Genomic DNA, 23,918 nt, shown 5'->3' with positions numbered 1-23,918 from the left:
TTCGATATAGGCGGCACCGTGTCAGTGCGCCGCCCGAACGGGCGACCCTGGTGCCTGAATGGTCATCCCGACCATCCTAGCGCGACGCGCCGGAGCGCGCCGGGACCAACACCCGCCGCGAAGGGGGTCTACTCTGAGCATGGAGCGGCCCCGTGCCGCGTGAATCAGCGTCGATTCGGAAGGAAGAGACCATCGTGAGTTCCAATACCCCGCGGGAGCATCTCGCCGACAATGAGCACCTCTCCGTGCTCGGCTACGAGGGCGAGTTCGATCGCTCGATGAGCCTGTGGGCCAACTTCGCCCTCGGCTTCACCTACCTCTCGCCGCTCGTCGGCGTCTACTCGCTCTTCGCGGTCGCGCTGTCGACGGGCGGACCGCCCTCGATCTGGTGGATCGTCATCGTCGCCTGCGGGCAGTTGCTCGTCTCCCTGGTGTTCGGCGAGGTCGTCTCTCAGTACCCGATCCACGGCGGCATCTATCCGTGGGCGAGACGCCTCTGGGGCAGGCGCTACGCCTGGATGGCGGCGTGGGTGTACATCTGGGCGATGATCGTCACCATCACCTCGGTCGCCGAGTTCGGTGCGGGCTTCGTGGCGAGCCTGTTCGGCATCGAGCTGACCGCCAACTCCACGCTCGTCATCTCGCTCGGCCTGCTGCTGCTCGCGCTGCTCATCAACTTCACCGGCACGAAGTGGCTCGCGCGCATCGCCAGGCTGGGTCTGTTCGCCGAGCTCATCGGCGTGATCGGGGTGGGCCTGTACCTGCTGATCTTCCAGCGCCACCACGGCTTCGGCGTCTTCTTCGACACCATGGGCACGGCGGGCGACGGCTCGTACGTCCCGGTCTTCCTGGCCTCGGCGATCGCCGGGCTCTTCCTCTTCTACGGCTTCGAGGCCTGCGGCGACGTAGCCGAGGAGGTGTCGGATCCGGCGCGTCGGATCCCGCGCGCCATGATGATGACCATCGTGGTCGGCGCGGTCTCGGCCCTGTTCTCCTTCGCGGGGTACGTGCTGGCGGCCCCGAACCTCGAGGCGATCGTCGCGGGGGAGGAGGGCGACCCGATCCCGGCGATCCTCGAGGCCAGCCTCGGCACCGTCGGCGCCAAGATCTTCCTCGTGATCGCGGTGCTCGCCTTCATCTCCTGCGTGTTGAGCCTGCAGGCCGCCGCGAGCCGCCTGCTCTTCTCCTTCGCGCGCGACGGCATGATCCCGGGTCACCGCTGGCTGTCGAAGGTGACCGAGGGCAGCCGCGTCCCGGCCAACGCGCTCATCGTGGCGTGCACCGTGCCCGCCCTCATCTGCGTGCTGATCTGGTTGAACGACGGCATCCTGGTCGCCGTGACCTCCTTCGCCATCCTCGGGATCTATCTCGCGTTCCAGATGGTGGTGCTGGCGGCGCTGCGGCAGCGCTTCAAGGGGTGGCGCCCGGCCGGCCCGTTCAGTCTCGGCGCCCTCGGAGCAGTGGTGAACATCGTCGCCCTCGCGTACGGGGTCTTCGCGATGGTGCTGCTCGCCGTGCCGGGCAGCAGCGGTTCGTTCGTGTCCGACTACATCGTGCACATCGGGCTCGTCGTGGTGCTCGCCACCGGCCTGCTCTACCTCTTCATCGCGCGTCCTGACCGCAAGTCGACCGCGCCCCAGGGCGACGCGGTCGCGGTCGCGGAGGAGATCCGCACGCGCACGGGGCAGCATCGGGTGTAGCCGGGGCGCGCGGGGCGGGATCCGGCCCGGATCAGGATCAAGATCGGATCCCGATCTTGATCAGGATCAGGATCGGGATCCGGTTCGGGATCCGGATCGACTCGGGATCCGATCCCGCCCTGAGGCGCCCTCATCGCCGCGAGCCCGTCACTCCGCCAGGTCGACACCGATCAGCGTCTCGTTCAGCGCGGGATCACCGCCCGGCTCGGGCTCCGTCAGGTACTGCTCCCACGAGATGCCCGTGGGAGTGAGGCCCCGATCGGAGATCCAGGCGAAGAGGTGCTCGTAGGCGGCCGAGAGCCGCGCGTAGTCGCCCTTGACGAGCAGCGTGGCCGCCCGACACGCGGGCAGGGTCTCGGCCCCGACCTCGCCGTCGGGCTCGAACGGCTGCGCGACCGGTACGGCGACCGAGAGGTCGAGCCCGGAGCTCGGCGCACCGTGCATCACTCCCATAGGGGCCGCGGCGGGAGCGATGCCCGCTCGCGACAGTGCCCCGAAGATGGCCGGGTAGGCGCGGTCGTAGAGCTGCGGGATCGCGTCGAATGCGACGGTCTCGCGCACGACGGCGAGGTGCCGCTCGGGGCGGTCGACGATCTCGGGGGACGGGAACTGCTCGGTCACGGGTTCTCCTCTGCTCGGGTGCGCGCAGCCCGGCATCGACCGTGCGCGACACTGCGTCATGCCCGATCCTACGCACTGCAGGGCGAAGGATACTGGCCACGGCGCGTAACTCTTCCGCGGCGAACAACATGAGCGACATCGTTTAACGATGTTTTCATATCGATAAACAATATATGCTGTATGCATGAACCGACTCACCACCACCACCGTCAAGGTGCTGATCGTACTGCTCTCGCTCATCGTCCTGATCTTCATCGGGCTGCTCATGCCGAGCCTGTTCTTCGAGAGCGAGGGGCTGCTCGGTGAACCGCCCGTCATCTCTCAGGTACTGCTCTGGGTCTGCGTCGAGGGCTTCCTCCTGTGCGCGCTCTTCCTGCTCGCCTGCACCTGGCGGCTCGTCTCGCTCGCGGCAGCCGACCGCATCTTCGACGAGCGTGCGTTCCGCTGGGTGAATGCGGCGCTCGGCTCTATCGCAGTGGCCACCGCGCTCGACGTCATCGCAACCGTGATCGTGTTGTTCCAGCAGAGCGAGTCTCCCGGCGCGATGGTCATCGTCGTCGGCGTCACCGGCGCGCTCATCGGCAGCGGTCTCGCACTCGTGGTGCTCGTGATGCGTGCGCTGCTCAAGCAGGCGACGGGCCTGAAACGCGAACTCGAGGAGGTCGTCTGATGGCCATCCGCATCGACCTCGATGTGCAGCTCGCCAAGAAGAAGATGGGAGTGGCCGAGCTCGCGGATGCGATCGGTATCACCCCCGCCAACGTGTCCATCCTCAAGAACGGCCGGGCGAAGGCCGTGCGCTTCACCACGCTCGACGCGATCTGCCGTGTGCTCGACTGCCAGCCGGGGGACATCCTGAGCCGGGTACCCGATGAGGAGTGACGAGGACCGAGCGCCTACGACTGAGGAGCGCTTCGGAGACCCCCACCGAGGATTTCGGCACCGACGGACCGCCTGGAGGATACTGAACGTTCTCGCCGCGTCCGTGCTCACCCTGTCGACTGCGGTGCTCTGCACCCTACTCGCGTTGCAGGGGCTGGTGTTCTCGGACCCCGCGGCAGCTCCATACTTCCAAGACGAGGTGGATTTGCAGGCGATGACGGCGCGAACACTGTCCATCACCCGGAGCACCATGGGCCTGCTCGTGACCTGCTCCGTCGCCGTGGCCGCGGCAGCGGCCATCACCGCGGTCGCGGCCTGGCGGCGCAACCGTATCTGGCTCTCGTTCGGCTCGCTCAACGGCGCGCTGCTCGTGGGCTCGCTCATCCTCGTCGACTTGTTCGGAACGACCGGGCTCGCCGAGGCCGCGCAGCGCGTGCGCGAGGCCGGCGATCCCGTGCGCCTGGTGACGCCCGAGAACGGCACTCGCGTCGAGTCGCTCGGGGATCCGCCCCCGCCGCCCGCCTTCACCTGGGCAGAGGCCGAGAGCGAGGCTCGCGCACTCGTCGCGGCCGTCGTCGAACAGACGGAGGAGCCGCTGATCGTCGTGGATCGAAACACCACTCACCGCACCGCCTACGACCCCGCAGCGGCCCTGCCGAGGATCGCCTGCACACCCGCTTCCGAGGGCGGCCCAGGCGAACAGCTCGCGCTGGTGATCGAGCTTCAGAGCGACGATGGGGGCCTCACGAAGCAGCGCATCCTTGACGCCTGGCGGGTGCTCGGTTACCCCGAGACCGGCACGATGCGGTCGGAGAGCTTCGCCGGCCACGAGGAGGACAGCCCGCTGCGGTACCTCTCGGTCAACGATCGCTACACCATCGACGGCACGCTCACGGTACGCATCGAGAGTCGATGCCTCTGAACGACCCCGGGACGCACGCGGGCCCGGCCGCCGAAGCGACCGGGCCCGCGTGATTCTCGGGATTGCCCGACGAGGAGGTTACTCGGTGAGCAGGCCGGGGAACGCGTCAGGGTTCTCCGCGATCCACGCGTCGACGGCACCCTCGGGATCGCCCTCGTACTCGTCGCCGGTCACGAGGCCCTCGAGAGAGTCGTAGGCCTCGTCGCTCAGCTCGATGCCCGCGATGAACTCCGCGGCCTCGGGGAACTCCTCCTTGAAGCCGTCCTTGCCGAGGAAGTGCAGGCCCTCGGGCTCGCCCATCGCGCCCTTCGGATCCTCGAGATCCTTCAGCGAGAAGGCGCTGTTCGCCCAGAACGGGCGCCACGACGTGACGACGATGTCCTCCTCGTTGGCGGTGGCCTCCTGCAGCGACGCCAGCATGGCCGCGGTCGACGAGGTGACGAGCTCGTACTCGCCGTCGAGCCCGTACTCGGGCATCGCGGTCTCCTGCGTCTGCTTGGTGAGGCCGGCGCCGGGCTCGATGCCCATGATCTGGCCGCCGAAACGATCGCCCTGGCCGACGAGATCCTCGATCGAGTTCACGTCCTCCATGTAGTCGGGCACCGCGAGCGTCAGCACGGCCCCGCCGTAGTAGGTGCCGATGTCCTCGATGCTGTCGCCGAACTGCTCCATGTAGTCGGCGTGGGTGGCCTCGGACCAGGCCGAGGGGTACATGTCGAAGTCGCCGCCTGCGAGGCCCGCGTAGAGCACGCTGACCTCGGTCTGCTCGTCGAGCTCGACGTCGTAGCCGAGCTTGCCGAGCTGGTCCTCGAGCAGGTAGGCGGTGCTGAGACCATCGGTCCAGCTGGGGAGGAAGCCGAGCTTGATGGTGCCCGAGGCACCCGACGCGTTCCCCTCGCCAGCGCCCTCGGCGTCGCCGCCGCCGTTCGAGCAGCCGGCGAGTGCGAGGCTCGCGACCGCTCCGAGTGCGAGCAGTCCGGTGAGCTTCTTCTTCATCATCATCTTCATTCCTTTCTCTCCCGCGCACGGAGCCGTGGCGGGTGGGATTCGGTCTTCGATCAGGTCTGGTGCCGCGTGACGCGAGCGCTACATCCCCGGGGAGGGGCGCAGCGCGGCTCCGGCCTTCTGCGCGTCGTCCCGGGCCTGCGAGGCCGGGTCGCCCGAGCCGCCCTGCCGTCGCGCCCGCTGGGTGCGCCGCTTGCGCAGGCCGCCCAGCAGCGACGACTTGAAGTCTCCGGGGTTGCCGAGCGCCGCGGTGATCCGGTCGAGGAACACGGCGAGGAACACCACGCTGAGGCCCGCCTCGACGCCCAGCGCGATATCCAGCGTCGAGATCGCCGAGACGACCTCCTTGCCGAGGCCGTTCGCGCCGGCCATGCCTGCCACGACCGCCATCGACAGCGCGAGCATGATGACCTGGTTGATGCCCGCCAGGATGGTCGGCGTGGCGAGGGGCAGCTGGATGCCGCGCAGGATCTTGCCGGGCGTCGCGCCGAACGCGTAACCCGCCTCGACGGTCTCGGAGTCGACTCCGCGGATCCCGAGCTCGGTGAAGCGCACCCCGGGCGGCAGCGAGAACAGCACAGTGGCGAAGACGCCGGGCACGAAGCCCACGCTGAAGAAGATCACCGCGGGGATCAGATAGACGAAGGCGGGCATCGTCTGCATGAAGTCGAGCACGGGCCGCAGGATCGCGCTGAAGGTGTCGTTGCGCGCGGCGAGGATGCCGAGCGGCACCGCGATCACCACCGCGATCAGCGCGGCGATCAGCACGAGCGCCAGCGTCAGCATCGCGTTCTCCCACTGGCCCACGCTGACGATCAGCAGCATGGTGACGACGGTGCCGATGGCGAACTGCCACGAGCGCACCAGCCACGCGAGCAGGGCGAAGATCAGGATCAGCGCGGGGAACGGCACGGCCAGGAGTACGTCGCCGAGCCCCTCGACCAGCCATCGCACGACGATCGTCACGATGTCGAGCAGCCAGTCGAAGCTCGCCTTGAACCTGTCGAGGGCGTCGGCGGCCCAGCGACCGATCGGGAAGTGGAAGCCTTCCATCAGCGCACCTCCTCGTTCTCGACGGCCTCGGTTCCGACGGCATCACCCACGGGCCCCTTCGCGAGCGTCTCGGTGATCATCGCGGCGGGAACATCCGGCGTCGGTTCGATGACGGGGATCTCAGTGGTGGTGGCGGGGATATCCGCGAGTGCCGCCAGCAGGGTCACGCGGGGCACGACGCCGATGAGGCGATCCTCGTCGTCCGTCACGGCCACGGGGAGCGGACTCTCGACCGCGAGCTCGAAGAGATCGGCGATGAGCTGGTCCTTCTTGACGATGGACGGCGTGGGCCGCAGGCGCTCGGTGAGGTCGGTGCCGCCCTCGCGCACCTGCCGCAGCACGTCCTTATCGCGCACGACGCCCAGGAGCTTGCGCCCGGCGGTCGTCACGAAGCAGGCCGAGGTCTGGAGATCCCGCATGGTGCGGAGCGCGGTGCGCGGCCCCGCCGAGGCGAAGACCACGGCGTGCGGCGGTTCCATGACGTCGCCGGCCGTGAGCACACGTGCGCGATCCACGTCCTGCACGAACTGCGCCACGTAGTCGTTCGCCGGATCCGTGAGGATGTCGTTCGGCGTACCGACCTGCACGATCCGTCCGTCGCGCATGACGGCGATGCGATCGCCCAGGAACATCGCCTCATTGAGGTCGTGCGTGATGAACACGATCGTTTTGTTGAGCTCCTGCTGCAGTTCGATGAGCTGCTCCTGCATCTCACGACGGATGAGCGGATCGAGCGCAGAGAAGGCCTCGTCCATGAGCAGCACGTCGGTGTCGGCGGCAAACGCGCGGGCGATGCCCACGCGCTGCTGCATGCCTCCCGAGAGCTCGCCCGGGAAATGGTCCTCCCAGCCGGAGAGACCGACGCGATCCAGCCACGACTTGGCACGTTCGCGGCGCTCCGGCGCTGCGACGCCCTGCAGCTCGAGTCCGTACGCGACGTTATCGAGCACGGTGCGGTGGGGGAGCAGCGCGAAGTGCTGGAAGACCATCGACATGCGGTCGCGGCGCAGCTCTCGCAGCTCGGCCGCGCTGCGACCGACGACCTCGCTGCCGAAGACGGTGATCGAGCCGTCGGAGGTCGGGTTCAGGCCGTTGAGCATGCGGATGAGCGTCGACTTGCCCGAACCGGAGAGACCCATGACGACGAAGATCTCGCCCGGGCGCACCGCGAAGTCGGCGTCGATCACGGCGGCCGTGCCGAGGGCGCGGAGCTCGTCACGAGCCGCTCCCTCCTTGAGGCGCCGCACCGCTTCCTTCTCCTTACGTCCGAAGACCTTGTAGGCGTGCTTCACCTCGATGGCGTATCCCGCCTCGCCGTTCGGTGAGGGGGATTGTTCGATTGTGGGGTTCACTTGTTCAACTCCTCGAGTCGCGGAGGCGTTCGGCTGGTACTCCGAAGCCGCCCGGTCCGGCCCCGCGGATGCGGCAGCACTGAATCCGGGCCTCCCGACAGGCCGGTTTTCGTATTGCGGAAATGCGGATCGGCCACCTGCCACCGCATCCACCCCGGTCCGCCGTAGCTCGGCGGAATTTCGGTCCGGGGGATGCGATGAGCGGCATCTGATGAGCACTCAACGCTGCTCCGACGCTAACAACGTCGCAGCGCAAGTTGCAAGGCGAGCGACGGGCCCCGACCGATCCGAATGCTGCCTTACTTCGACCCGACCAGGGGTTTTAGCTCATCCGCATCGTTATATGGACGTTACATAGGAAGCGCCACGGCAGAGCGTGCGGTAGACTTTTCCATTAGCGACTGCGATCCGGCCATCACCGGTGAGTCTTCGGAAGAACGGTGCGCGCCCCCGGGTTCGCACTCATTAGAACCGAACGGGTACGGCCCGTCACAGCCGAATGAGAGGCAGGTGCTCGCCCGTCGAGGGTGGGCACACGGCAAGCGGGGTGGTACCGCGGGTTCCGGGATCCAGCATTCCGAGGCTCGTCCCGGCACTGACACACCGCCGTTCCGATCCCGTGACCACGAATGTCCGTGGTTCCGATCAGACTGGCGGCAGACAGACCGAGAAGCCAGGAGCGAGCAATGCCCTACCCCCAGCAGTCGACCGGAACGCCCCAGGGGCCCTCGTCGCCCTCGGGCGAGCAGACCAGCGCCTTCGGAGTGAGCCCTTCGCCCCGGTTCCCCGAGATCGAGCGTCAGGTGCTCGCATTCTGGAAGGACGACGACACCTTCCGGGAGTCGATCCGTCGCCGGGACGGCCAAGAGGAGTGGGTGTTCAACGACGGCCCCCCGTTCGCGAACGGCCTGCCGCACTACGGTCACCTGCTCACGGGCTACGCGAAGGACGTCTTCCCCCGGTTCCAGACCATGCGGGGCAAGAAGGTCGAGCGTCGCTTCGGCTGGGATACGCACGGCCTGCCCGCCGAGCTCGAGGCGATGAAGCAGCTCGGCATCACCGAGAAGGCGCAGATCGAGGAGATGGGTGTCGCCGCGTTCAACGAGAAGGCGCGCGAATCGGTGCTGCAGTACACCCGGGAGTGGGAGGAGTACGTCACCCGCCAGGCGCGCTGGGTCGACTTCGAGAACGACTACAAGACGCTCAATCTCAGCTACATGGAGAGCGTGATCTGGGCGTTCAAGCAGCTCTACGACCGGGGCCTCGCCTACGAGGGCTCGCGCATCCTGCCCTACTGCTGGCGCGACGAGACGCCCCTGTCGAACCACGAGCTGCGCATGGACGACGACGTCTACCAGATGCGCCAGGATCCCTCCGTCACCGTCACGTTCCCGCTGATCGGCGATCGGGCGGCCGAGCTCGGTCTCGAGAGCGTGCGCGCCCTCGCCTGGACCACGACCCCCTGGACCCTTCCCACCAACCTCGCCCTCGCGGTCGGCCCGGACATCGAGTACGCGGTGGTGCCGGCCGGTCCGCTCGGCGCGGCCGACGGAGCGGAGCCCGGGGCGGCGGCCTACCTGCTCGCCGCAGACCTCCTCGGCGGCTACGCCAAGGATCTCGGTTACGAGTCGGCCGATGCCGCTCGAGAGGCCGCGAGCCGCACGATCACCGGCAGCGAGCTCGCCGGGGTGCGGTACGAGCGCGTGTTCGACTACTACGCCGACGCCGAGGTCTGGGGCACCGAGAACGCCTGGCAGATCCTGGTCGACGACTACGTCTCGACCGCCGACGGCACCGGCATCGTGCATCAGGCGTCCGCGTACGGCGAGGACGACATGCGGATCACCGGCGCCGCCGGCATCCCCGTCATCGTGAGCGTGGACGACGGTGGCCGCTTCCTGAACGCCGTCACCGACGTCGCGGGCGAGCTCTGGATGGACGCGAACCGACCGCTGATCCGTCTCATGCGCGAGCGCGGCCGGCTGCTGCGCGAGGCCAGCTACGAGCACTCGTACCCGCACTGCTGGCGCTGCCGCAATCCGCTCATCTACAAGGCCGTCTCGAGCTGGTTCGTGCGGGTCACCGAGCTCAAGCAGCGCATGCTCGAGACCAACGAGCAGATCACCTGGGTACCCGAGAACGTCAAGCACGGGCAGTTCGGCAAGTGGCTCGAGGGGGCTCGCGACTGGTCGATCAGCCGCAACCGCTTCTGGGGCAGCCCCATTCCCGTGTGGAAGAGCGACGATCCCGAGCACCCCCGCGTCGACGTCTACGGCTCGGTCGCGGAGCTCGAGCGCGATTTCGGCGAGCTGCCGAGGAACGCGGCGGGCGAGGTCGACCTCCACCGTCCGTACATCGATTCGCTGACCAGGCCCAACCCCGACGATCCCACGGGCAAGTCGACGATGCGCCGCATCGAGGACGTGCTCGACGTGTGGTTCGACTCCGCCTCGATGCCGTTCGCGCAGGTGCACTATCCGTTCGAGAACCAGGAGTGGTTCGACACGCACCAGCCGGCCGACTTCATCGTCGAATACATCGGGCAGACGCGCGGCTGGTTCTACGTGCAGCACGTGCTCGCCACCGCGCTCTTCGACCGGCCGGCGTTCAAGAACGTGGTGAGCCACGGCATCGTGCTCGGCAGCGACGGCAACAAGATGTCGAAGAGCCTGCGCAACTACCCCGACGTGAACGAGGTCTTCGACCGCGACGGATCGGACGCGATGCGCTGGTTCCTCATGGCCTCGCCGGTCGTGCGGGGCGGCAACCTCATCGTCACCGAGGAGGGCATCCGTGAGGGCGTGCGCCAGTTCATCCTCCCGCTGTGGAGCACCTGGTACTTCTTCAGCCTCTACGCCAACGCCGACGGCGTGATGGGGCAGTGGCGCACCGACTCGACGGACCCGCTCGACCGCTACATCCTCGCCAAGACCGGTCGGCTGGTGCGCGACGTCGAAGCGCATCTCGACGCTCTCGACACGACCTCGGCCGCTGAGACCCTGCGCTCGTACGCGGAGGTGCTCACCAACTGGTACGTGCGGCGCTCGCGCGACCGTTTCTGGGAGGGCACGACCGGGGAGAACGGCAAGCCGGGCAACCGACAGGCCTTCGACACGCTCTACACCGTGCTCGAGACCGTTGCGCGCGTCGCCGCGCCTATGGCGCCGCTCGTGACCGAGGAGCTGTGGCGCGGCCTCACCGGAGGCCGCTCCGTGCACCTCGAGGACTGGCCCTCCGCCGACGCGTTCCCCGACCCCTCGGACCCGGCCGTCGACGAGCTCGTCGCCGCGATGGACGAGGTGCGCCAGATCACCTCGCAGGCCCTCGCGCTGCGCAAGGCGCGCCGTCTGCGGGTGCGCCTGCCGCTCGCCGAGCTCACCGTCGTCACCGCGAGGCCGGAGGCGCTGCGGCCGTTCGCCGGCATCCTGCGCGAGGAGCTCAACGTCAAGGCCGTGCGGCTCGTGCAGCAGACCGAGACGAGCGCCGAGGAGCACGGCATCGTGCAGACCCTCGCGGTGAACGCGCGCGCCGCGGGCCCCCGCCTCGGCAAGCAGGTGCAGCAGGCGATCAAGGCCGCGAAGTCGGGCGACTGGTCGGAGCAGGACGGCGTGATCTTCGCCGGCGGGATCGCGCTCGAGCCGCACGAATACGAGCTGACGCTCAGTGCGGGGGACGGCGGCGCGAGCGGTGCCGGCGGCGGCCCGGCGCTCGCGCTGATCCCCGGCGGCGGCTTCGTGCTGCTCTCCACCGAGACGACGCCCGAGCTCGAGGCGGAGGGCGTGGCGCGCGACGCGATCCGCGCCGTGCAGGAGGCGCGCAAGAACGCGGGCCTCGAGGTGAGCGACCGCATCGTGCTCGCGCTGAACGCCTCGCCCGAGCACGCGGCGTCGCTGGAGGCGCACGCCGATCTGATCGCGGGGGAGACCCTGGCCGAGGGCTTCGCCGCCGCGGCGCTGCCTGACGACGAGTTCGCCGCACTGATCGCCGAGCTTCCCGAAACAGGCCCCGGCGTCTTCATGTCTCGTGCAGATGCTCTCGGCACAGGCAAGGACCCCCTCATCATCACGATCGACGTCACCCGGCACGGGAAGCAGGCCTCAGAGTGAACCCCGCGAACTCCGGCGCCGCAGCGCGCGTCTACGAGCAGCTGCTCGCCCGCGTCGGCGAGGCGAATCCACGACCGCGCATCGAACCGGTGCGTCGGCTCGCCGAGCTCGCAGGGTCTCCGCAGCTGTCGTACCCGGTGATCCAGATCGCGGGAACAAACGGCAAGACCTCCACGAGCCGCGCCATCGAGTCGCTGCTGCGCGCCCACGGGCTGCGCACGGGCCTCTTCACGAGCCCGCACCTCGTCGACTTCACGGAACGGTTCCAGATCGACGGCGCCCCGATCGACGGCGAGGCGCTCGCGTCGGCCTGGGAGGAGCTGAGGCTGCCCCTCGAGGTGGTCGACGCCGAGCTCGAGGCGGCCGGGCAGGGCCCGATCACGTTCTTCGAGGCGCTCGCGGTTCTCGCCTTCGCGGCGTTCGCCGACGCGCCGGTCGAGGTCGCGGTCATCGAGGTCGGCATGGGCGGAGAGTGGGACGCGACCAACATCGCGGATGCCCGCGTCGCCGTCTTCACGCCCATCGACCTCGACCACACGGCGATCCTCGGGCCCGATATCGAGACCATCGCCCGCACCAAGGCCGGCATCGTGAAGCCCGGCAGCGCGATCGTCTCCGCCGAACAGGATCCCGCCGCCCTCGCCGAGCTCGAGGCCGCGGCGGAGCGCACGGGTTCGCCGCTCGCGGTGCAGGGTCGTGACTTCCGCCTCACAGAGGACCGGGTGGCGGTCGGCGGTCGCCAGGTCGAGGTCGTCGGGCTCACCGGACGACCGTATGACCCCGCCTTCGTGCCGCTCTTCGGGCGCCATCAGGCAGAGAACGTGACGCTCGCCGTCGCGGCGGTCGAGGCGTTCTTCGGCGCCGAGCGCCCGCTCCCCGAGGAGGTGCTCGACGAGGGCCTCGGCCAGCTCACCTCGCCGGGCAGGCTGCAGCTCATCGGCGCCGATCCCGTCATCTACGTCGACGCGGCCCACAACCCGCACGGGGCGGAGGCCCTCGTCAGGGCCGTCACCGAATCGTTCGGCTTCGAGGAGCTGGGGCTCGTCGTCGGCGTGCTCGAGGAGAAGGACGCGCACGGCCTGCTGCGGGCCCTCGCTCCCATCGCCCACCGCGTCACGATCACCAGAGTCGACTCGCCGCGCTCCACCGATATCGCAGAGCTTCGCGAGATCGCGGAGGACGCGATCCCGGACACGCCCGTGGAGGTCGCCGAATCGCTGCCCGAGGCGCTGGACGAGGCCCGCGCCTGGGCTGTGCGAGCCGAGGGCCGGGCAGTGCTCGTGGTCGGATCCGTGCTGCTCGCGGGCGAGGCCATCGCGCACGCCCGCGCCGAAGAATGGGGGATCGCGTGAGCGACGAGAACACCGACGACGAGCTCAAGCTCTCGCCGTCCGAGGCCATGGCCCACAACTCGGCGATGCGCATCTCAGGAGCGCGCCGGGGCGCGCAGTCCACGCAGAAGACTCTCGCCTCGATCGTGCTCGGGTTCGAGCTCATCATCGTGGTGCTCATCGGGCTCTCGCTGTTCGGCCTCAGCGTGCTCGAGCCCCGCGAACTCGGCCTCTACATCGGCGGCGGGCTCGGTCTGCTGATCATCGTCGCTCTGGGCGTGATGCGCGTAGGTCGCGCCGGCATCGTCCTCGGGTGGGTGGTGCACGGGCTCATGCTCGCCACGGCGATCCTGCTGCCCATGGCGCTCATCGTCGGCCTGCTCTTCTCCGGGCTCTGGATCTACTGCATGGTGAAGGGCTCCGGAATCGACCGCGCACGGATCGCCTGGACGGAATCGCACAGCGATTCCGTGTGATCCGTCGCGGCGCCACCGTGCTGCGCCGCCCGGCTCGCGGCGCAGCACTAGACTTTTCAGGGGGCGAGATACGCCCCCTCGACGACCCGCTACCGAAGGAGCGTGCATGTCCGCTGAAGAGACCCTCATCCTGGTGAAGCCCGACGGCGTGGCCCGCGGCCTCACCGGCGAGATCCTGCGCCGCATCGAGGCGAAGGGGTACACCATCGCCGACCTGCGCATGGTGCGTGCGGATCGCGAACTGCTCGCCGCCCACTACGCCGAGCACGAGGGCAAGCCCTTCTACGAGCCGCTCATCGAGTTCATGAGCTCCGGGCCCGTCGTCGCCGTGCGCGCCCAGGGCGAGCGCGTGATCGAGGGCTTCCGCTCCCTGGCTGGCGCGACCGACCCCACCGCCGCCGCCCCCGGCACGATCCGGGGCGATCTCGGCCGCGACTGGGGGCTCAACGTGCAGCAGAACCTGGTGCACGGCAGCGATTCCACGCTGTCCGCGGAGCGCGAGCTCGGTCTCTGGTTCGCCTGACCGGGGCGTCGTGGAGTCCCTGAGCGCCGCTGAGGCGCGTCGCGTCGCCCTGGCGGCTCAGGGCTTCTCGGGCAGCGCGAGGCTGCGCAAGCGCCGTCCGTTCGATCCGGCGCTCGACGCGCTGCACGTGCTGCAGATCGATTCCGTCAACGTCTTCGCGCGCAGCCACTACCTGCCCGTGTTCTCCCGCCACGGCGGCTACGACCTCGGGGCGCTCGATCGTCACCTGTGGCGCAGCGGCGAGTTCACGGAGTACTGGGCCCATGAGGCGGCGTTCATCCCGGTGCGCGATCGCGCGCTGTTCGGATGGCGCATGGACGATTACCGGGAGCGCCACAGGCGCGACGGCCGGGCCGAGGCTCTCGCCGCGACCGTCGAGCGGGTCCGTGCCCGACTGGCTTCGAGCGGCCCGCAGTTCGTGCGCGAGCTCGAGGAGGAGCCCCGGGGCGGTCGCGGCCCGTGGTGGGACTGGAGCGACACGAAGCGCGCCGTCGAGCTGCTCTTCGCCTGGGGCGAGGTCGCGACCGCGGGCCGCGAGGGCTTTCAGCGCCGCTACGCGCTCGCAGAGCAGGTGCTGCCTGCTGAGGCTCTCGTGCCGGTCGCCCGCTCCGAGGCGCAGCGCACCCTCGTCGACCGCGCGGCCCGCTCGCTCGGCGTCGCCACGCTCGCAGACATCGCCGACTACCACCGCTTGAAGGCGGCCGACGCCCGTGTCGCGATCCGCTCGTTGGAGGAGGAGGGGATCCTGATCCCCATCCGCGTCGCGGGTTGGAGCTCCTCATCGGGCAAACCCGAGGCCGCGTGGATGCACCGGGACGCGCGCCTGCCCGCGCGGCTCGCCCCCGACGCGCTGCTCACACCGTTCGACCCGGTGGTCTGGTTCCGCCCGCGAGCGGAACGGATGTTCGATTTCCACTACCGCATCGAGATCTACACCCCGAAGGAGCAGCGCCGCTTCGGCTACTACTGCCTGCCTCTGATGGTCGGCGGCCGGCTCGCGGGGCGGATCGACCTCAAGGCCGACCGTCGAAACAGGGCGCTTCTCGTGCAGGCCGCGTGGCGCGAAGAAGGTGCTCCGCAGCGCACTGCGGAGGTCGCCGAACGCCTGCTTTCCCAAGCAGCGACTTGGCAGGGACTGGATTCGGTGAGGTTCAGCGGCGCCGGAAATCTGAGCTTGCCTTCGGCCTTCGATGCGTCCTGATGGGTGCGTCGGGAGGGGCTGACGTGGGCGCAGATCGCCGAGGCGATGAGATTCCGCTCCCCGCAAGCCTGCCAGCAGTATCCAGAATCCGAGTTTGGCGAGTATTCGACCACCTCATCGCCTCGTTCCTGATCGTGCGCACCAGGGGAGCCCGGCTCCGTGTGGATCGCGAGTTCACCGGTCTTCACCCAGGAAGCGACGGAGTTCGACGAACCCTGCTCAATCAGCCGTCCAGGCTCGCGAGTACCTCGCGGGCCTCGTCGGTGCTGACGGCCGCTTGCGGGGGCCTGATCGTGTTGCCCCGTTCGATGGCGTCGAGCGCCTCCTGTGCGCTTCGCCGCGCGGCGTCGAGATCCCCGAGGACCGCGAGGATGCGCGCCTGAGTTACGAGCATCGGGCCGAGCAGGGCCGGGTCGTTCGGCCGCGTCTGCTCGACGGCCTTCCGGCGCAGCGGCACGGCGCGCTGGATCAGCTCCAGCGCCTCGTCCGCGCGCCTGCACCCGAGCAGCGCCTGGGCCTTGACCGCGTAGGCCTCGTCGAGATGGAACCTCCCGATGAACCCCTGCGTCTCGGCGGTGGTTCCTGCGGCTCCGGCTTCCGCTTCCTCCGCGGCCGCGAGCGCCTCGTCGAACCGTCCGAGCGCGAAGCGCATCCGCGACACCCGCAGCAGCTGCACGGTCGGCGCACCCCGATTCCGACCCTTCGCCGGTGCGAGCTCCATGAGCGTCTCCCCGCACGCGAGGCACTCGGCGACGCGGCCGTGCTCCTCGTGGGCATCCGCGAGCTCGCACAGCAGGATCTCCAGGGACTCGATGTCGTCGAGCGTGCCGTTCGGACGCAACGCCTGGGCTTTGCGCGCCTCGAGGCCGGCGTGCAGTTCCTCGGCCACCCGGGTGTTCCAGCCGGAGTCCGGGAGCGCCGCGAGCGCGTACAGGGCGCGATCGAGGCTCGCCGCCCACGTGTTCGGCCGGGCCGCGATGCGCGCACGGGCGTGCGCGCTCAGACCTGTCAGCGCCGAGACATGGGCGGGAGCGGGCGCACCGTCGCATAGGGCTGCCTCGACGCGGAAGAAGTCGAGCGTCCACTTCGCCACGGCGTCCTGTCGCGGGATCTGTTCGAGCTGATCCACCCGCTTCCGGCTCTCCTCATGTCCGGCCTCCGCGGCCTGGGCGGCCCAGTGGTAGGCCTCCCAGGTCTTCCCCTGATCCTGGGCCCGATCGGCGAGCAGAGCCATCGCGTCCTGGTTTCCCGATGCGGCGGCCCGTCGCAGCAGCGGTTCGCCGGCGTGCGGACGCAGGATCTCGCACTCGAGGTGGCCGCGGAACAGGAAGGCGGCGGGCTCGCCCTTCTCCATCAGCGGCGCCAACCACGCACGGGCGAGCACCTCCCGCCGGGGCGTGAACGGGGATCGGTTGCGCAGCAGCCGATACCCACTCCACCACCCATCTGATGCGCCGGCCTCCGCCCCGCGGCGGTACCAGCTCAGCGCGGTGTCGAGCTGCTTGTCCCGCTCGGCGACGCGGCCCCTCGCGACCATGAGTCGTACGTCCCCGGCCGCGGCTCCTTGCTCCATCAGCGTGACCGCAAGATCGTGGTCCCCGCTGTCGTAAGCCGCTTGGGCGCGCTCGCGCAGATCAGCGGCGGGAACAGGTTCAGGTTCAGGTTCAGTGGCGGGTGCCGTCATCGACTCCGACTCTGCTGTTGACACTGCTGACGATTCAGGATCGGGCCCCGTGTCGGGCTCTGGTTCGGACTGCGGATCAGGTTCGGGGGACACCTCTGGTCCTGCCTGGGCCTCTGGTTCGGGCTGCGCCTCCGGCTCCACGTGAGCCTCTGACTTGGGCAGCGCCTCGGGAGCTACCGCCAGCACCTGCGCCATGCCCGGCTCCGGTTCCGACGCTGAGCCTGGGACGGGCTCCGGTTTCTGCTCTGCATCGAAGTCGACCGGCGGAGCAGGCAGCCACGGCATGCGCTGGAGCTGCTCGGGTGTGAGGTCGCCCCGGGCCCTCGCCCGCATGAGTCTCAGGTGGTTGGGGAGGACGTAGCAGGTCTGCGGGTTCTTGCCCGTCCAGCTCACCGGGACGTCCTCGCCCGTGTTCAGGCTGACGTCTTGCTGCGTCGTAACGAACAGGAACACCGCTCCCTGGGACTCGTCGCGGGCGTAAACGAGTCCCCTCCACCCTTTCCCTTGGTAGACCAGGTTGTCCCAGTCGGCCATCAGCACCCTGCCGATGGTCCGGTGCTTGCCGCGACTGTGCATCTTCTCTTTGATGATCCGCAGGAAGACAATGCCCCACCCCCATTCGAATCCCCAGAACCCCAGCACCACGCAGGCGCTCACGGCGAGGATCCTCCACCACTGCCAACCGAGGGCGAGTAGAAATGGCGTCGCGGCCGCGAAGATGGCCACGAGAATCGTGACTGAGACGAGCGAGAGCCCGGTCCTGGGGATGGGAAACAACGGGAAACGGTATTTGCGATCGTTTGGATCGAGCGGGATCCCGTAGCGCTCCAGCAGCTCTTCGGGCGTCTCATCCCCATCCGGCTGTCTCCCCAGCGACACACGGTACATACTCAAAAGTTAAGCATGGAACACGGCCGGGGGGTGGGCGTCGCACCGACGGCGTCCAGTTCACGTCGGCGCGACAAGCACTTCGCTCATATGGTTTTCGCGCCCCGGGATTGCTCTCGGCTCTCAGCTCCCGCCGAGGTCGCCGCTCGGTGCCGACGGGGATCCTGCATCCAGTTGATCCCGCACGCACTCGAGCACCGCGCGCGGATCATCGGCCCAGAAGCGGAGCACCGTCACCTCGTGCTCGCCTCCCTTCGGAGAACGCCCCGGCAGGCACAGACGGGTGGGGCCTTCGAACTCGATCTCCAGATTCGTCTCGCCGCCGACCCAGAGCGCGCACACCCGTTCGCCGTCGTGCTCGAACACCCGCCCGGGCTTGTCGGTGCCGGCCGGATCGATGCTCTGCTCGGACACGTGCCGCTCTCGGAGCGAGGCGAAGTCGTCCCAGGACACCAGCAGATCGAGTTCGAGCCCCTCGCGCACCCGGATCCCCTCGGGGCCGACCGTATGGGGGCGCGTGAGGTAGGCGCAGAGCAGGCCGAGCATCCAGGTCAGCCCCCAGATCCCGACGGCGAGAAAAGCGATCCGCACCGGGGTCCAGCGATGCACGATCAGATCGATGATCGGTATCTCCACGGCCGACAGCACGATGAAGATGATGAGCACCGTGAGCACCGGCCCGTGGTAGCGGAACCCGGTCGCCCCGGCGGCGATGCTCGGCCGGCGGATGATGAACCGCCACAGGCTCTCGTAGATGCGCAACTCCATGCGCAGCACGCGGCGGATGATGCCGGGCGGCCGGCGGGCCCCGGCTGGGGAGTCGCCCGCGCTTGAAGCATCCGAGGTGCCCGAGATGCCCGAGACACGCGAGCCACCCGACCCACCGGAGGCACGCGCAGCATCCGACCCGCCCGCCGGGGTGCTCACGGTCGCCCCTCCCGCTGCTCTCCTTCAACGCCCGCGTAGTGCACTGATTCGTCGCGCACCAGCTCGCTCAACCGCCAGAACACCGCGCCCACGCCCCGCGCGAAGGCAGGGCGATCGACATCCTCCACCGCAGCGAGCAGGTCTTCCGCCAGCCTCCGGTGATCCTCCTGCATTCGAGCCATCATCTGTTCCGCCGACGGGGTCAGCGTGACCAGCACGGCGCGGCGATCGTCCGGGTGGGGCCTGCGTTCGACGTAACCCGCCGTCTGCAGACCGTCGACCAGCGCCGAAACGCTGCGCGGCGTCGTGCCCAGTGCCTGCGCGAGCGTCTGCTGCGTCGAAGCGCCCGCGTGGTGCAGCACCCAGAGGGCGTGCACGCGAGACTCGGTGAGGGAAGTGCCCGAGAAGGCGCGATGCATGTCCCGCTGGAACAGGGAACTGATAGCCAGCAGGCGGTCGAGGATGGTGGGCTGCATATCGTTACACTATCACTTATTTACATGGTGTAACTACTTACGGTCTCGGCCCGCGCGATTTCGCCGAGCACTCACCGAAACTCCGCCAGAGGAGAACCCCGCGCGCGACAGATGATGATGAGATGGAGTCATGCCGACTTCCGAAGCTCCGCCACCCGTTCTCGCGATCCGCAATCTGCACAAGAGATTCGGCCAGAAGATCGCGGTCGACGACCTGTCGCTGGATGTGCCCGCCGGATCCATGCTCGGCCTGCTCGGACCCAACGGCGCTGGCAAGACGACGGCGCTGGCGATGACCACCGGTCTGCTGCAGCCCGATGCGGGCACAGCCCGGGTGCTCGGCACGGACGTGTGGCAGGATCCACCCGCGGCGAAGGCGAGGATGGGCGTGCTGCCCGACGGTGTGCGCATGTTCGACCGGCTGACGGGCGCCGAACTGCTGCGCTACAACGGACTGCTGCGCGGCATGGGCGAGGCGGAGGTGGCGAGCCGCACCGCCGAGCTCCTCGATGCGCTCGGCCTCGCCGAGGCCGGCGGCACGCTCGTGGTCGACTATTCCGCGGGCATGAAGAAGAAGATCGGCCTGGCCTGCGCGCTCATCCACGCACCTCGGCTGCTGATCCTCGACGAGCCCCTCGAGGCGGTCGACCCGGTGTCGGGTGAGACCATCAGGCAGATCCTGCGTGCGTTCGTGACGGGCGGCGGCACGGTGGTGCTCTCGAGCCACGTGATGGAGCTCGTGGAGTCGCTCTGCGACCGTGTCGCGATTCTCGCCGAGGGACGGCTGCTCGCTCACGGTTCGCTCGATGAGGTGCGCGGCGGCGAGAGTCTGCAGCAGCGGTTCCTCGGGCTCGTCGGCGCGCATGATCTCGGAGAGGAGACGCTGGCATGGTTGCGCTCCTCATAGGCCTGCGCTGGCGCCAGCTCGCCCACCAGCTCGGCAGGAACCCGTGGTACATCGTCGCGCTGGTGGTGAGCACCCTGACGGCGCTCGGATTGCTCGGCACGCTCACCCTCCTGCTCGTGGGGGTGCGGGTCGCCGCTCCCGATGCCGCGGTGGTCTCACTGGTGATCGCGGGATCGATCATCACCGCGGGGTGGTGGGCCGGGGCGGTGATCGTCAGCGCCGACGACTCGCTCGCCCCCGAGCGCTTCGCCCTGCTCCCCGTGCCCGCCCGCAAGCTGCTGCCCGGTCTCGTTGCGGCGAGCGCGACGACCATCGGCGGCATCGGGACGACGCTCGCGCTGCTGCTGATGCTCGTCGGATGGTCGGTCAGCGTTGCGGCGACGGTGGCGGCGATCGTGCTCGTTCCCGCGGCGCTGATCATCTGCGTGCTGGGGGCGCGGGTGGTGAGCGGAGTGCTCGGGAAGTGGCTCGCTCGCCGCGGTACCCGCGATCTGGTCGTCACCCTCGGTGTCCTCCTGGTCGCCTGCTCGGGCGTGCTCCTCAACCTTCTAACCTCGGCGATCATGGGCATGTCCGACCCCGGGGCGGGTTTCAGCGCCGTCGGAGACGCGCTGGGCTGGACCCCGATCGGGGCCGCGTTCGGGGTTCCCGCCGCACTGGCCGAGGGGCGATGGGCCGCCGCCGCACTCCGGCTCCTGATCGTGCTCGCGACGATCGCGGCGCTCTGGCTCGCCGCCGAACGACTGCTGCGGACGCGTCTGATCGCCCCGATCGCGGAGAGCGGAGGCGGGAGGGTGCGCTCGGGCGGTCTCCTCGACCGCCTGCTCCCGGCATCGCCGATCGGCGCCGTCGCCGCGCGCTCCCTCCGGTACCGCCGCAGGGACCCTCGGCACCTCGTGAACACGATCATGCTGATCGCGTTCCCGGCCATCATGTTCGGCGCGTTCGCGATGAACGGCTTCCAGGGCGAGGGCGGTGCGATCGGCCGCGCAGTGATCCTGCTCCCCGCGATCAATGCGCTCATGGTGTCGACCATCGTGCAGATGGATCTCGCATACGATCACGACGCCCTCGCACTGCACGTCATCTCCGGAGTGAGCGGGATCGCCGACCGCGCCGGCAGGCTGCTCGGGATCGGGATCATCGCGGTTCCCGTCACCGCTCTGCTCTGCGTGCTCGCCTGCCTGGTGACCGGATCGTTGGAACTGCTTCCGGCGAGTCTCGGGGCGGCGTTCGGACTGTCGCTCGCCGCTGCGGGAGCAGGGACGCTGATCGGGGTGTACCTCCCAGGACGCGCCCCCGCGCCCGGTACGAATCCCTTCGGGCGGGGCTCGTCGGGCGGGGTGCAGACGCTCCTCGCCATGATCCTCATCGCGCCGATCACCCTCCTGGTGGGTGCGCCGGCCCTGGGCTTCGCGATCGCCGCGCTCTGGAATCCTGCGCTCGGATGGATCAGCCTGGCCTGCGGGCTCGTGCTCGGCTGCGCGGCCGTCTGGGGCGGCACGGTTCTCGGAGGTCGTGCACTGGATCGGCGCTGGCCCCGGGTGCTGGCCGAGGTGACGAGCGAGAGCTGAGGGCGGCGGTAGCCGAGGGGCCGTCGAGAGCCGGGCAGAGGGCCGCCGAGAGCCGGGGATCGCCGAGAGCCGGGCAGAGGGCCGCCGAGAACCGGGGATCGCCGAGAGCCGGGCAGAGGGCCGCCGAGAACCGGGGGAGCCCGGCGACGCGATCCGCTCCGACCCATTTGTCGGGGGTGCGGAGTACGCTCGACAACATGGAAACCACACGCAGCGTTCGACCGTTCGAGGTCATCAGCGAATACGAGCCGAGCGGCGATCAGCCGCAGGCGATCGAGGAGCTCGCGAGGAGAATCAACGCTGGTGAGACCGACATCGTGCTGCTCGGCGCGACCGGCACGGGCAAGTCAGCGACCACCGCGTGGCTCATCGAACAGGTGCAGCGACCGACCCTGATCCTCGCCCACAACAAGACGCTCGCGGCCCAGCTCGCGACGGAGTTCCGCGAGCTGATGCCGAACAACTCGATCGAGTACTTCGTCAGCTACTACGACTACTACCAGCCCGAGGCCTACGTCCCTCAGACCGACACCTTCATCGAGAAGGATTCATCGGTCAACGCCGAGGTCGAGCGCCTGCGCCACTCGACCACCAACGCGCTGCTCTCGAGGCGTGATGTCGTGGTCGTCTCCACCGTCTCGTGCATCTACGGCCTCGGCAAACCCGAGGAGTACTACGAGGCGATGGTGCCGCTCGTGGTGGGGGACCGGCTGGATCGCGATGTGCTGCTGCGCCGCTTCGTCGACATGCAGTACCAGCGCAACGACATCGAGTTCGTGCGCGGTAACTTCCGCGTGCGCGGCGACACCGTCGAGATCATCCCGATGTACGAGGAGCTCGCGATCCGCATCGAGTTCTTCGGCGACGAGATCGAGGCTCTCTACTATCTGCACCCGGTGACCGGCGACGTGATCAAGCAGGTGGAGTCGGTGTCGGTGTTCCCCGGGTCGCACTACGTCGCGAGCCGCAACGTCATGAACCGCGCGATGGGCACGATCTCCGAAGAACTCGAGGCGCGCACGAAAGAGCTCAAGCAGCAGAACAAGCTCGTCGAGGAGCAGCGGCTCCGCATGCGCACCACCTTCGACCTCGAGATGATGGAGCAGATCGGGTTCTGCTCGGGCATCGAGAACTACTCGCGTCACATCGACGGCAGGCAGCCGGGGGAGGCCCCCCACTGCTTGCTCGACTACTTCCCCGACGACTTCCTGGTGGTGATCGACGAATCCCACGTCACCGTGCCGCAGATCGGGGCCATGTACGAGGGCGACGCCTCTCGCAAGCGCACGCTGGTCGACCACGGCTTCCGTCTCCCCAGCGCGCTCGACAACCGGCCGCTCAAGTTCAGCGAGTTCAAGGAGCGGGTGGGGCAGACGGTCTACCTCTCGGCCACGCCCGGCAGCTACGAGCTCGAGCGGGCCGACGGCGTCGTCGAGCAGATCATCCGCCCGACGGGGCTCGTGGACCCCGAGATCGTCGTGAAGCCCTCCGAGGGCCAGATCGACGACCTCCTCGAGGAGGTTCGCGTACGTGCCGAGCGCGACGAGCGCGTGCTGGTCACCACGCTCACCAAGAAGATGGCAGAGCAGCTCACCACCTTCATGGAGGAGGCCGGCATCCGGGTTCGCTACCTGCACTCCGACGTCGATACGCTGCGCCGCGTCGAGCTGCTCACCGAGCTGCGCGCCGGCATGTACGACGTGCTCGTGGGTATCAACCTCTTGCGCGAGGGGCTCGACCTCCCTGAGGTGTCGCTCGTGGCGATCCTCGATGCCGATAAGGAGGGCTTCCTGCGCTCCTCGACGTCGCTGATCCAGACGATCGGTCGCGCCGCCCGAAACGTCTCCGGCCAGGTGCACATGTACGCGGACACCATCACCCGGTCGATGCGCGAGGCGATCGACGAGACGAATCGACGTCGCGAGATCCAGATGGCCTACAACGCCGAGCACGGCATCGACCCGCAGCCGCTGCGCAAGAAGATCGGCGATATCACCGAGATGCTCGCGCGCGAGGCGGCAGACACCGAGGACGTGCTCTCGCGTACCGGGGCTCATGCGCAGCGCAAGGGCGGGTCGCCGCAGCGAGCCAAGGGCAAGGCCGCGGCCCGTGCCGGCGCGATCGGCGCGGAGGGCGGGGCAAAGCTCGAAGAGCTCATCTCGGATCTCACCGAGCAGATGCTCGCGGCAGCCGAGGAACTGAAGTTCGAGCTCGCGGCGCGGCTGCGCGACGAGGTCTCCGAGCTCAAGCGGGAGCTGCGCAGCATGGACGCGGCAGGGCACCTGTAAGG

At 68.8% G+C, this 23,918-nt stretch carries 19 protein-coding genes; 12 read left to right on the top strand and 7 right to left on the bottom strand.

The window, feature by feature from the left end; all coding sequences use genetic code 11:
- Nucleotides 1-194: 194 nt before the first annotated feature.
- Nucleotides 195-1,700 (top strand): APC family permease, encoded by a 1,506-nt coding sequence (locus KVY00_RS00890; protein ID WP_223043896.1) that lies wholly within the window; start codon nt 195-197, stop codon nt 1,698-1,700.
- A 147-nt stretch (nt 1,701-1,847) separates the two neighbouring features.
- On the opposite strand, the gene KVY00_RS00885 is transcribed toward KVY00_RS00890, so the two are convergent.
- Nucleotides 1,848-2,321 (bottom strand): GyrI-like domain-containing protein, encoded by a 474-nt coding sequence (locus tag KVY00_RS00885; protein ID WP_223043895.1) that lies wholly within the window; start codon nt 2,319-2,321, stop codon nt 1,848-1,850.
- Nucleotides 2,322-2,505: 184 nt separating this feature from the next.
- Between KVY00_RS00885 and KVY00_RS00880 the strand changes: the two genes are divergently transcribed.
- The 3 genes from KVY00_RS00880 (at nt 2,506) to KVY00_RS00870 (ending at nt 4,125) form a co-directional block, all read left to right on the top strand.
- Entirely contained in the window at nt 2,506-2,991 is a 486-nt protein-coding gene (locus KVY00_RS00880; RefSeq protein WP_223043894.1) for a DUF2975 domain-containing protein, read from the top strand.
- Entirely contained in the window at nt 2,991-3,203 is a 213-nt protein-coding gene (locus KVY00_RS00875; RefSeq protein ID WP_223043893.1) for a helix-turn-helix domain-containing protein, read from the top strand. The genes KVY00_RS00880 and KVY00_RS00875 overlap by 1 nt, the downstream gene beginning before the upstream one ends.
- Before the next feature lie 214 nt (nt 3,204-3,417).
- The gene (locus KVY00_RS00870; protein ID WP_223043892.1) at nt 3,418-4,125 is read left to right on the top strand and encodes a hypothetical protein; all 708 of its coding nucleotides are present in this window, start codon (nt 3,418-3,420) and stop codon (nt 4,123-4,125) included.
- A 78-nt stretch (nt 4,126-4,203) separates the two neighbouring features.
- Here the strand turns inward: KVY00_RS00870 and KVY00_RS00865 are convergent, their stop codons facing one another.
- The 3 genes from KVY00_RS00865 to KVY00_RS00855 all read right to left on the bottom strand — a co-directional run bounded on the left by KVY00_RS00865 (nt 4,204) and on the right by KVY00_RS00855 (nt 7,535).
- Entirely contained in the window at nt 4,204-5,124 is a 921-nt protein-coding gene (locus tag KVY00_RS00865; protein WP_223045123.1) for a glycine betaine ABC transporter substrate-binding protein, read from the bottom strand.
- A gap of 87 nt (nt 5,125-5,211) precedes the next feature.
- Entirely contained in the window at nt 5,212-6,183 is a 972-nt protein-coding gene (locus tag KVY00_RS00860; protein WP_223043891.1) for an ABC transporter permease, read from the bottom strand.
- Nucleotides 6,183-7,535 (bottom strand): quaternary amine ABC transporter ATP-binding protein, encoded by a 1,353-nt coding sequence (locus KVY00_RS00855; protein WP_255572700.1) that lies wholly within the window; start codon nt 7,533-7,535, stop codon nt 6,183-6,185. Before KVY00_RS00855 ends, KVY00_RS00860 begins: the two co-directional genes overlap by 1 nt.
- A gap of 686 nt (nt 7,536-8,221) precedes the next feature.
- On the opposite strand from KVY00_RS00855, the gene ileS reads away from it, so the two are divergent.
- From ileS to KVY00_RS00830, 5 genes are all read left to right on the top strand, one after another.
- Nucleotides 8,222-11,641 (top strand): isoleucine--tRNA ligase, encoded by a 3,420-nt coding sequence (gene ileS, locus KVY00_RS00850; RefSeq protein WP_223043890.1) that lies wholly within the window; start codon nt 8,222-8,224, stop codon nt 11,639-11,641.
- A complete protein-coding gene (locus tag KVY00_RS00845; protein ID WP_223043889.1) occupies nt 11,638-12,993 on the top strand; it encodes a bifunctional folylpolyglutamate synthase/dihydrofolate synthase in 1,356 nt (451 codons plus the stop codon). Before ileS ends, KVY00_RS00845 begins: the two co-directional genes overlap by 4 nt.
- On the top strand, nt 12,990-13,448 hold the full coding sequence (locus KVY00_RS00840) for a DUF4233 domain-containing protein (RefSeq protein WP_255572699.1): 459 nt from the start codon (nt 12,990-12,992) through the stop codon (nt 13,446-13,448). Before KVY00_RS00845 ends, KVY00_RS00840 begins: the two co-directional genes overlap by 4 nt.
- 106 nt (nt 13,449-13,554) lie before the next feature.
- Nucleotides 13,555-13,971, top strand: coding sequence for a nucleoside-diphosphate kinase (gene ndk / locus KVY00_RS00835; protein WP_223043887.1), 417 nt, complete (start codon nt 13,555-13,557; stop codon nt 13,969-13,971).
- A gap of 10 nt (nt 13,972-13,981) precedes the next feature.
- The gene (locus tag KVY00_RS00830; RefSeq protein ID WP_223043886.1) at nt 13,982-15,172 is read left to right on the top strand and encodes a winged helix-turn-helix domain-containing protein; all 1,191 of its coding nucleotides are present in this window, start codon (nt 13,982-13,984) and stop codon (nt 15,170-15,172) included.
- 223 nt (nt 15,173-15,395) lie between these two features.
- On the opposite strand, the gene KVY00_RS00825 is transcribed toward KVY00_RS00830, so the two are convergent.
- The 3 genes from KVY00_RS00825 to KVY00_RS00815 form a co-directional block, all read right to left on the bottom strand.
- Nucleotides 15,396-17,633 carry a hypothetical protein gene (locus KVY00_RS00825; RefSeq protein WP_223043885.1) on the bottom strand — a complete coding sequence of 746 codons (2,238 nt, stop codon included), beginning with the start codon at nt 17,631-17,633 and terminating at the stop codon, nt 15,396-15,398.
- A gap of 234 nt (nt 17,634-17,867) precedes the next feature.
- Nucleotides 17,868-18,671 (bottom strand): hypothetical protein, encoded by an 804-nt coding sequence (locus KVY00_RS00820; RefSeq protein WP_223043884.1) that lies wholly within the window; start codon nt 18,669-18,671, stop codon nt 17,868-17,870.
- Nucleotides 18,668-19,147, bottom strand: a complete 480-nt coding sequence (locus tag KVY00_RS00815; RefSeq protein WP_223043883.1) for a MarR family winged helix-turn-helix transcriptional regulator — start codon at nt 19,145-19,147, stop codon at nt 18,668-18,670. The genes KVY00_RS00820 and KVY00_RS00815 overlap by 4 nt, the downstream gene beginning before the upstream one ends.
- Before the next feature lie 130 nt (nt 19,148-19,277).
- Here KVY00_RS00815 and KVY00_RS00810 point away from each other — a divergent pair, with 130 nt between their 5' ends.
- From KVY00_RS00810 to uvrB, 3 genes are all read left to right on the top strand, one after another.
- Nucleotides 19,278-20,054, top strand: coding sequence for an ABC transporter ATP-binding protein (locus KVY00_RS00810; RefSeq protein WP_223043882.1), 777 nt, complete (start codon nt 19,278-19,280; stop codon nt 20,052-20,054).
- Nucleotides 20,036-21,628, top strand: a complete 1,593-nt coding sequence (locus KVY00_RS00805; RefSeq protein WP_223043881.1) for a hypothetical protein — start codon at nt 20,036-20,038, stop codon at nt 21,626-21,628. Before KVY00_RS00810 ends, KVY00_RS00805 begins: the two co-directional genes overlap by 19 nt.
- A 197-nt stretch (nt 21,629-21,825) precedes the next feature.
- Nucleotides 21,826-23,916 carry an excinuclease ABC subunit UvrB gene (gene uvrB, locus KVY00_RS00800; protein ID WP_223043880.1) on the top strand — a complete coding sequence of 697 codons (2,091 nt, stop codon included), beginning with the start codon at nt 21,826-21,828 and terminating at the stop codon, nt 23,914-23,916.
- The last annotated feature ends 2 nt before the right edge of the window (nt 23,917-23,918 follow it).

The organism is Leucobacter tenebrionis, assembly GCF_019884725.1.
GTDB classification, from domain to species: Bacteria; Actinomycetota; Actinomycetes; order Actinomycetales; family Microbacteriaceae; genus Leucobacter; species Leucobacter tenebrionis.
This window is presented reverse-complemented; position numbering and strand designations above follow the sequence as displayed.

Bases quoted from the DNA above. Each gene is read 5' to 3' on its own strand.
- KVY00_RS00880 (WP_223043894.1), top strand. From the start codon at position 2,506: ATGAACCGACTCACCACCACCACCGTCAAGGTGCTGATCGTACTGCTC.
- KVY00_RS00875 (WP_223043893.1), top strand. From the start codon at position 2,991: ATGGCCATCCGCATCGACCTCGATGTGCAGCTCGCCAAGAAGAAGATG.
- KVY00_RS00870 (WP_223043892.1), top strand. From the start codon at position 3,418: ATGACGGCGCGAACACTGTCCATCACCCGGAGCACCATGGGCCTGCTC.
- KVY00_RS00865 (WP_223045123.1), bottom strand. From the start codon at position 5,124: ATGATGAAGAAGAAGCTCACCGGACTGCTCGCACTCGGAGCGGTCGCG.
- KVY00_RS00860 (WP_223043891.1), bottom strand. From the start codon at position 6,183: ATGGAAGGCTTCCACTTCCCGATCGGTCGCTGGGCCGCCGACGCCCTC.
- ileS (WP_223043890.1), top strand. From the start codon at position 8,222: ATGCCCTACCCCCAGCAGTCGACCGGAACGCCCCAGGGGCCCTCGTCG.
- ndk (WP_223043887.1), top strand. From the start codon at position 13,555: ATGTCCGCTGAAGAGACCCTCATCCTGGTGAAGCCCGACGGCGTGGCC.
- KVY00_RS00815 (WP_223043883.1), bottom strand. From the start codon at position 19,147: ATGCAGCCCACCATCCTCGACCGCCTGCTGGCTATCAGTTCCCTGTTC.
- KVY00_RS00810 (WP_223043882.1), top strand. From the start codon at position 19,278: ATGCCGACTTCCGAAGCTCCGCCACCCGTTCTCGCGATCCGCAATCTG.
- KVY00_RS00805 (WP_223043881.1), top strand. From the start codon at position 20,036: ATGGTTGCGCTCCTCATAGGCCTGCGCTGGCGCCAGCTCGCCCACCAG.
- uvrB (WP_223043880.1), top strand. From the start codon at position 21,826: ATGGAAACCACACGCAGCGTTCGACCGTTCGAGGTCATCAGCGAATAC.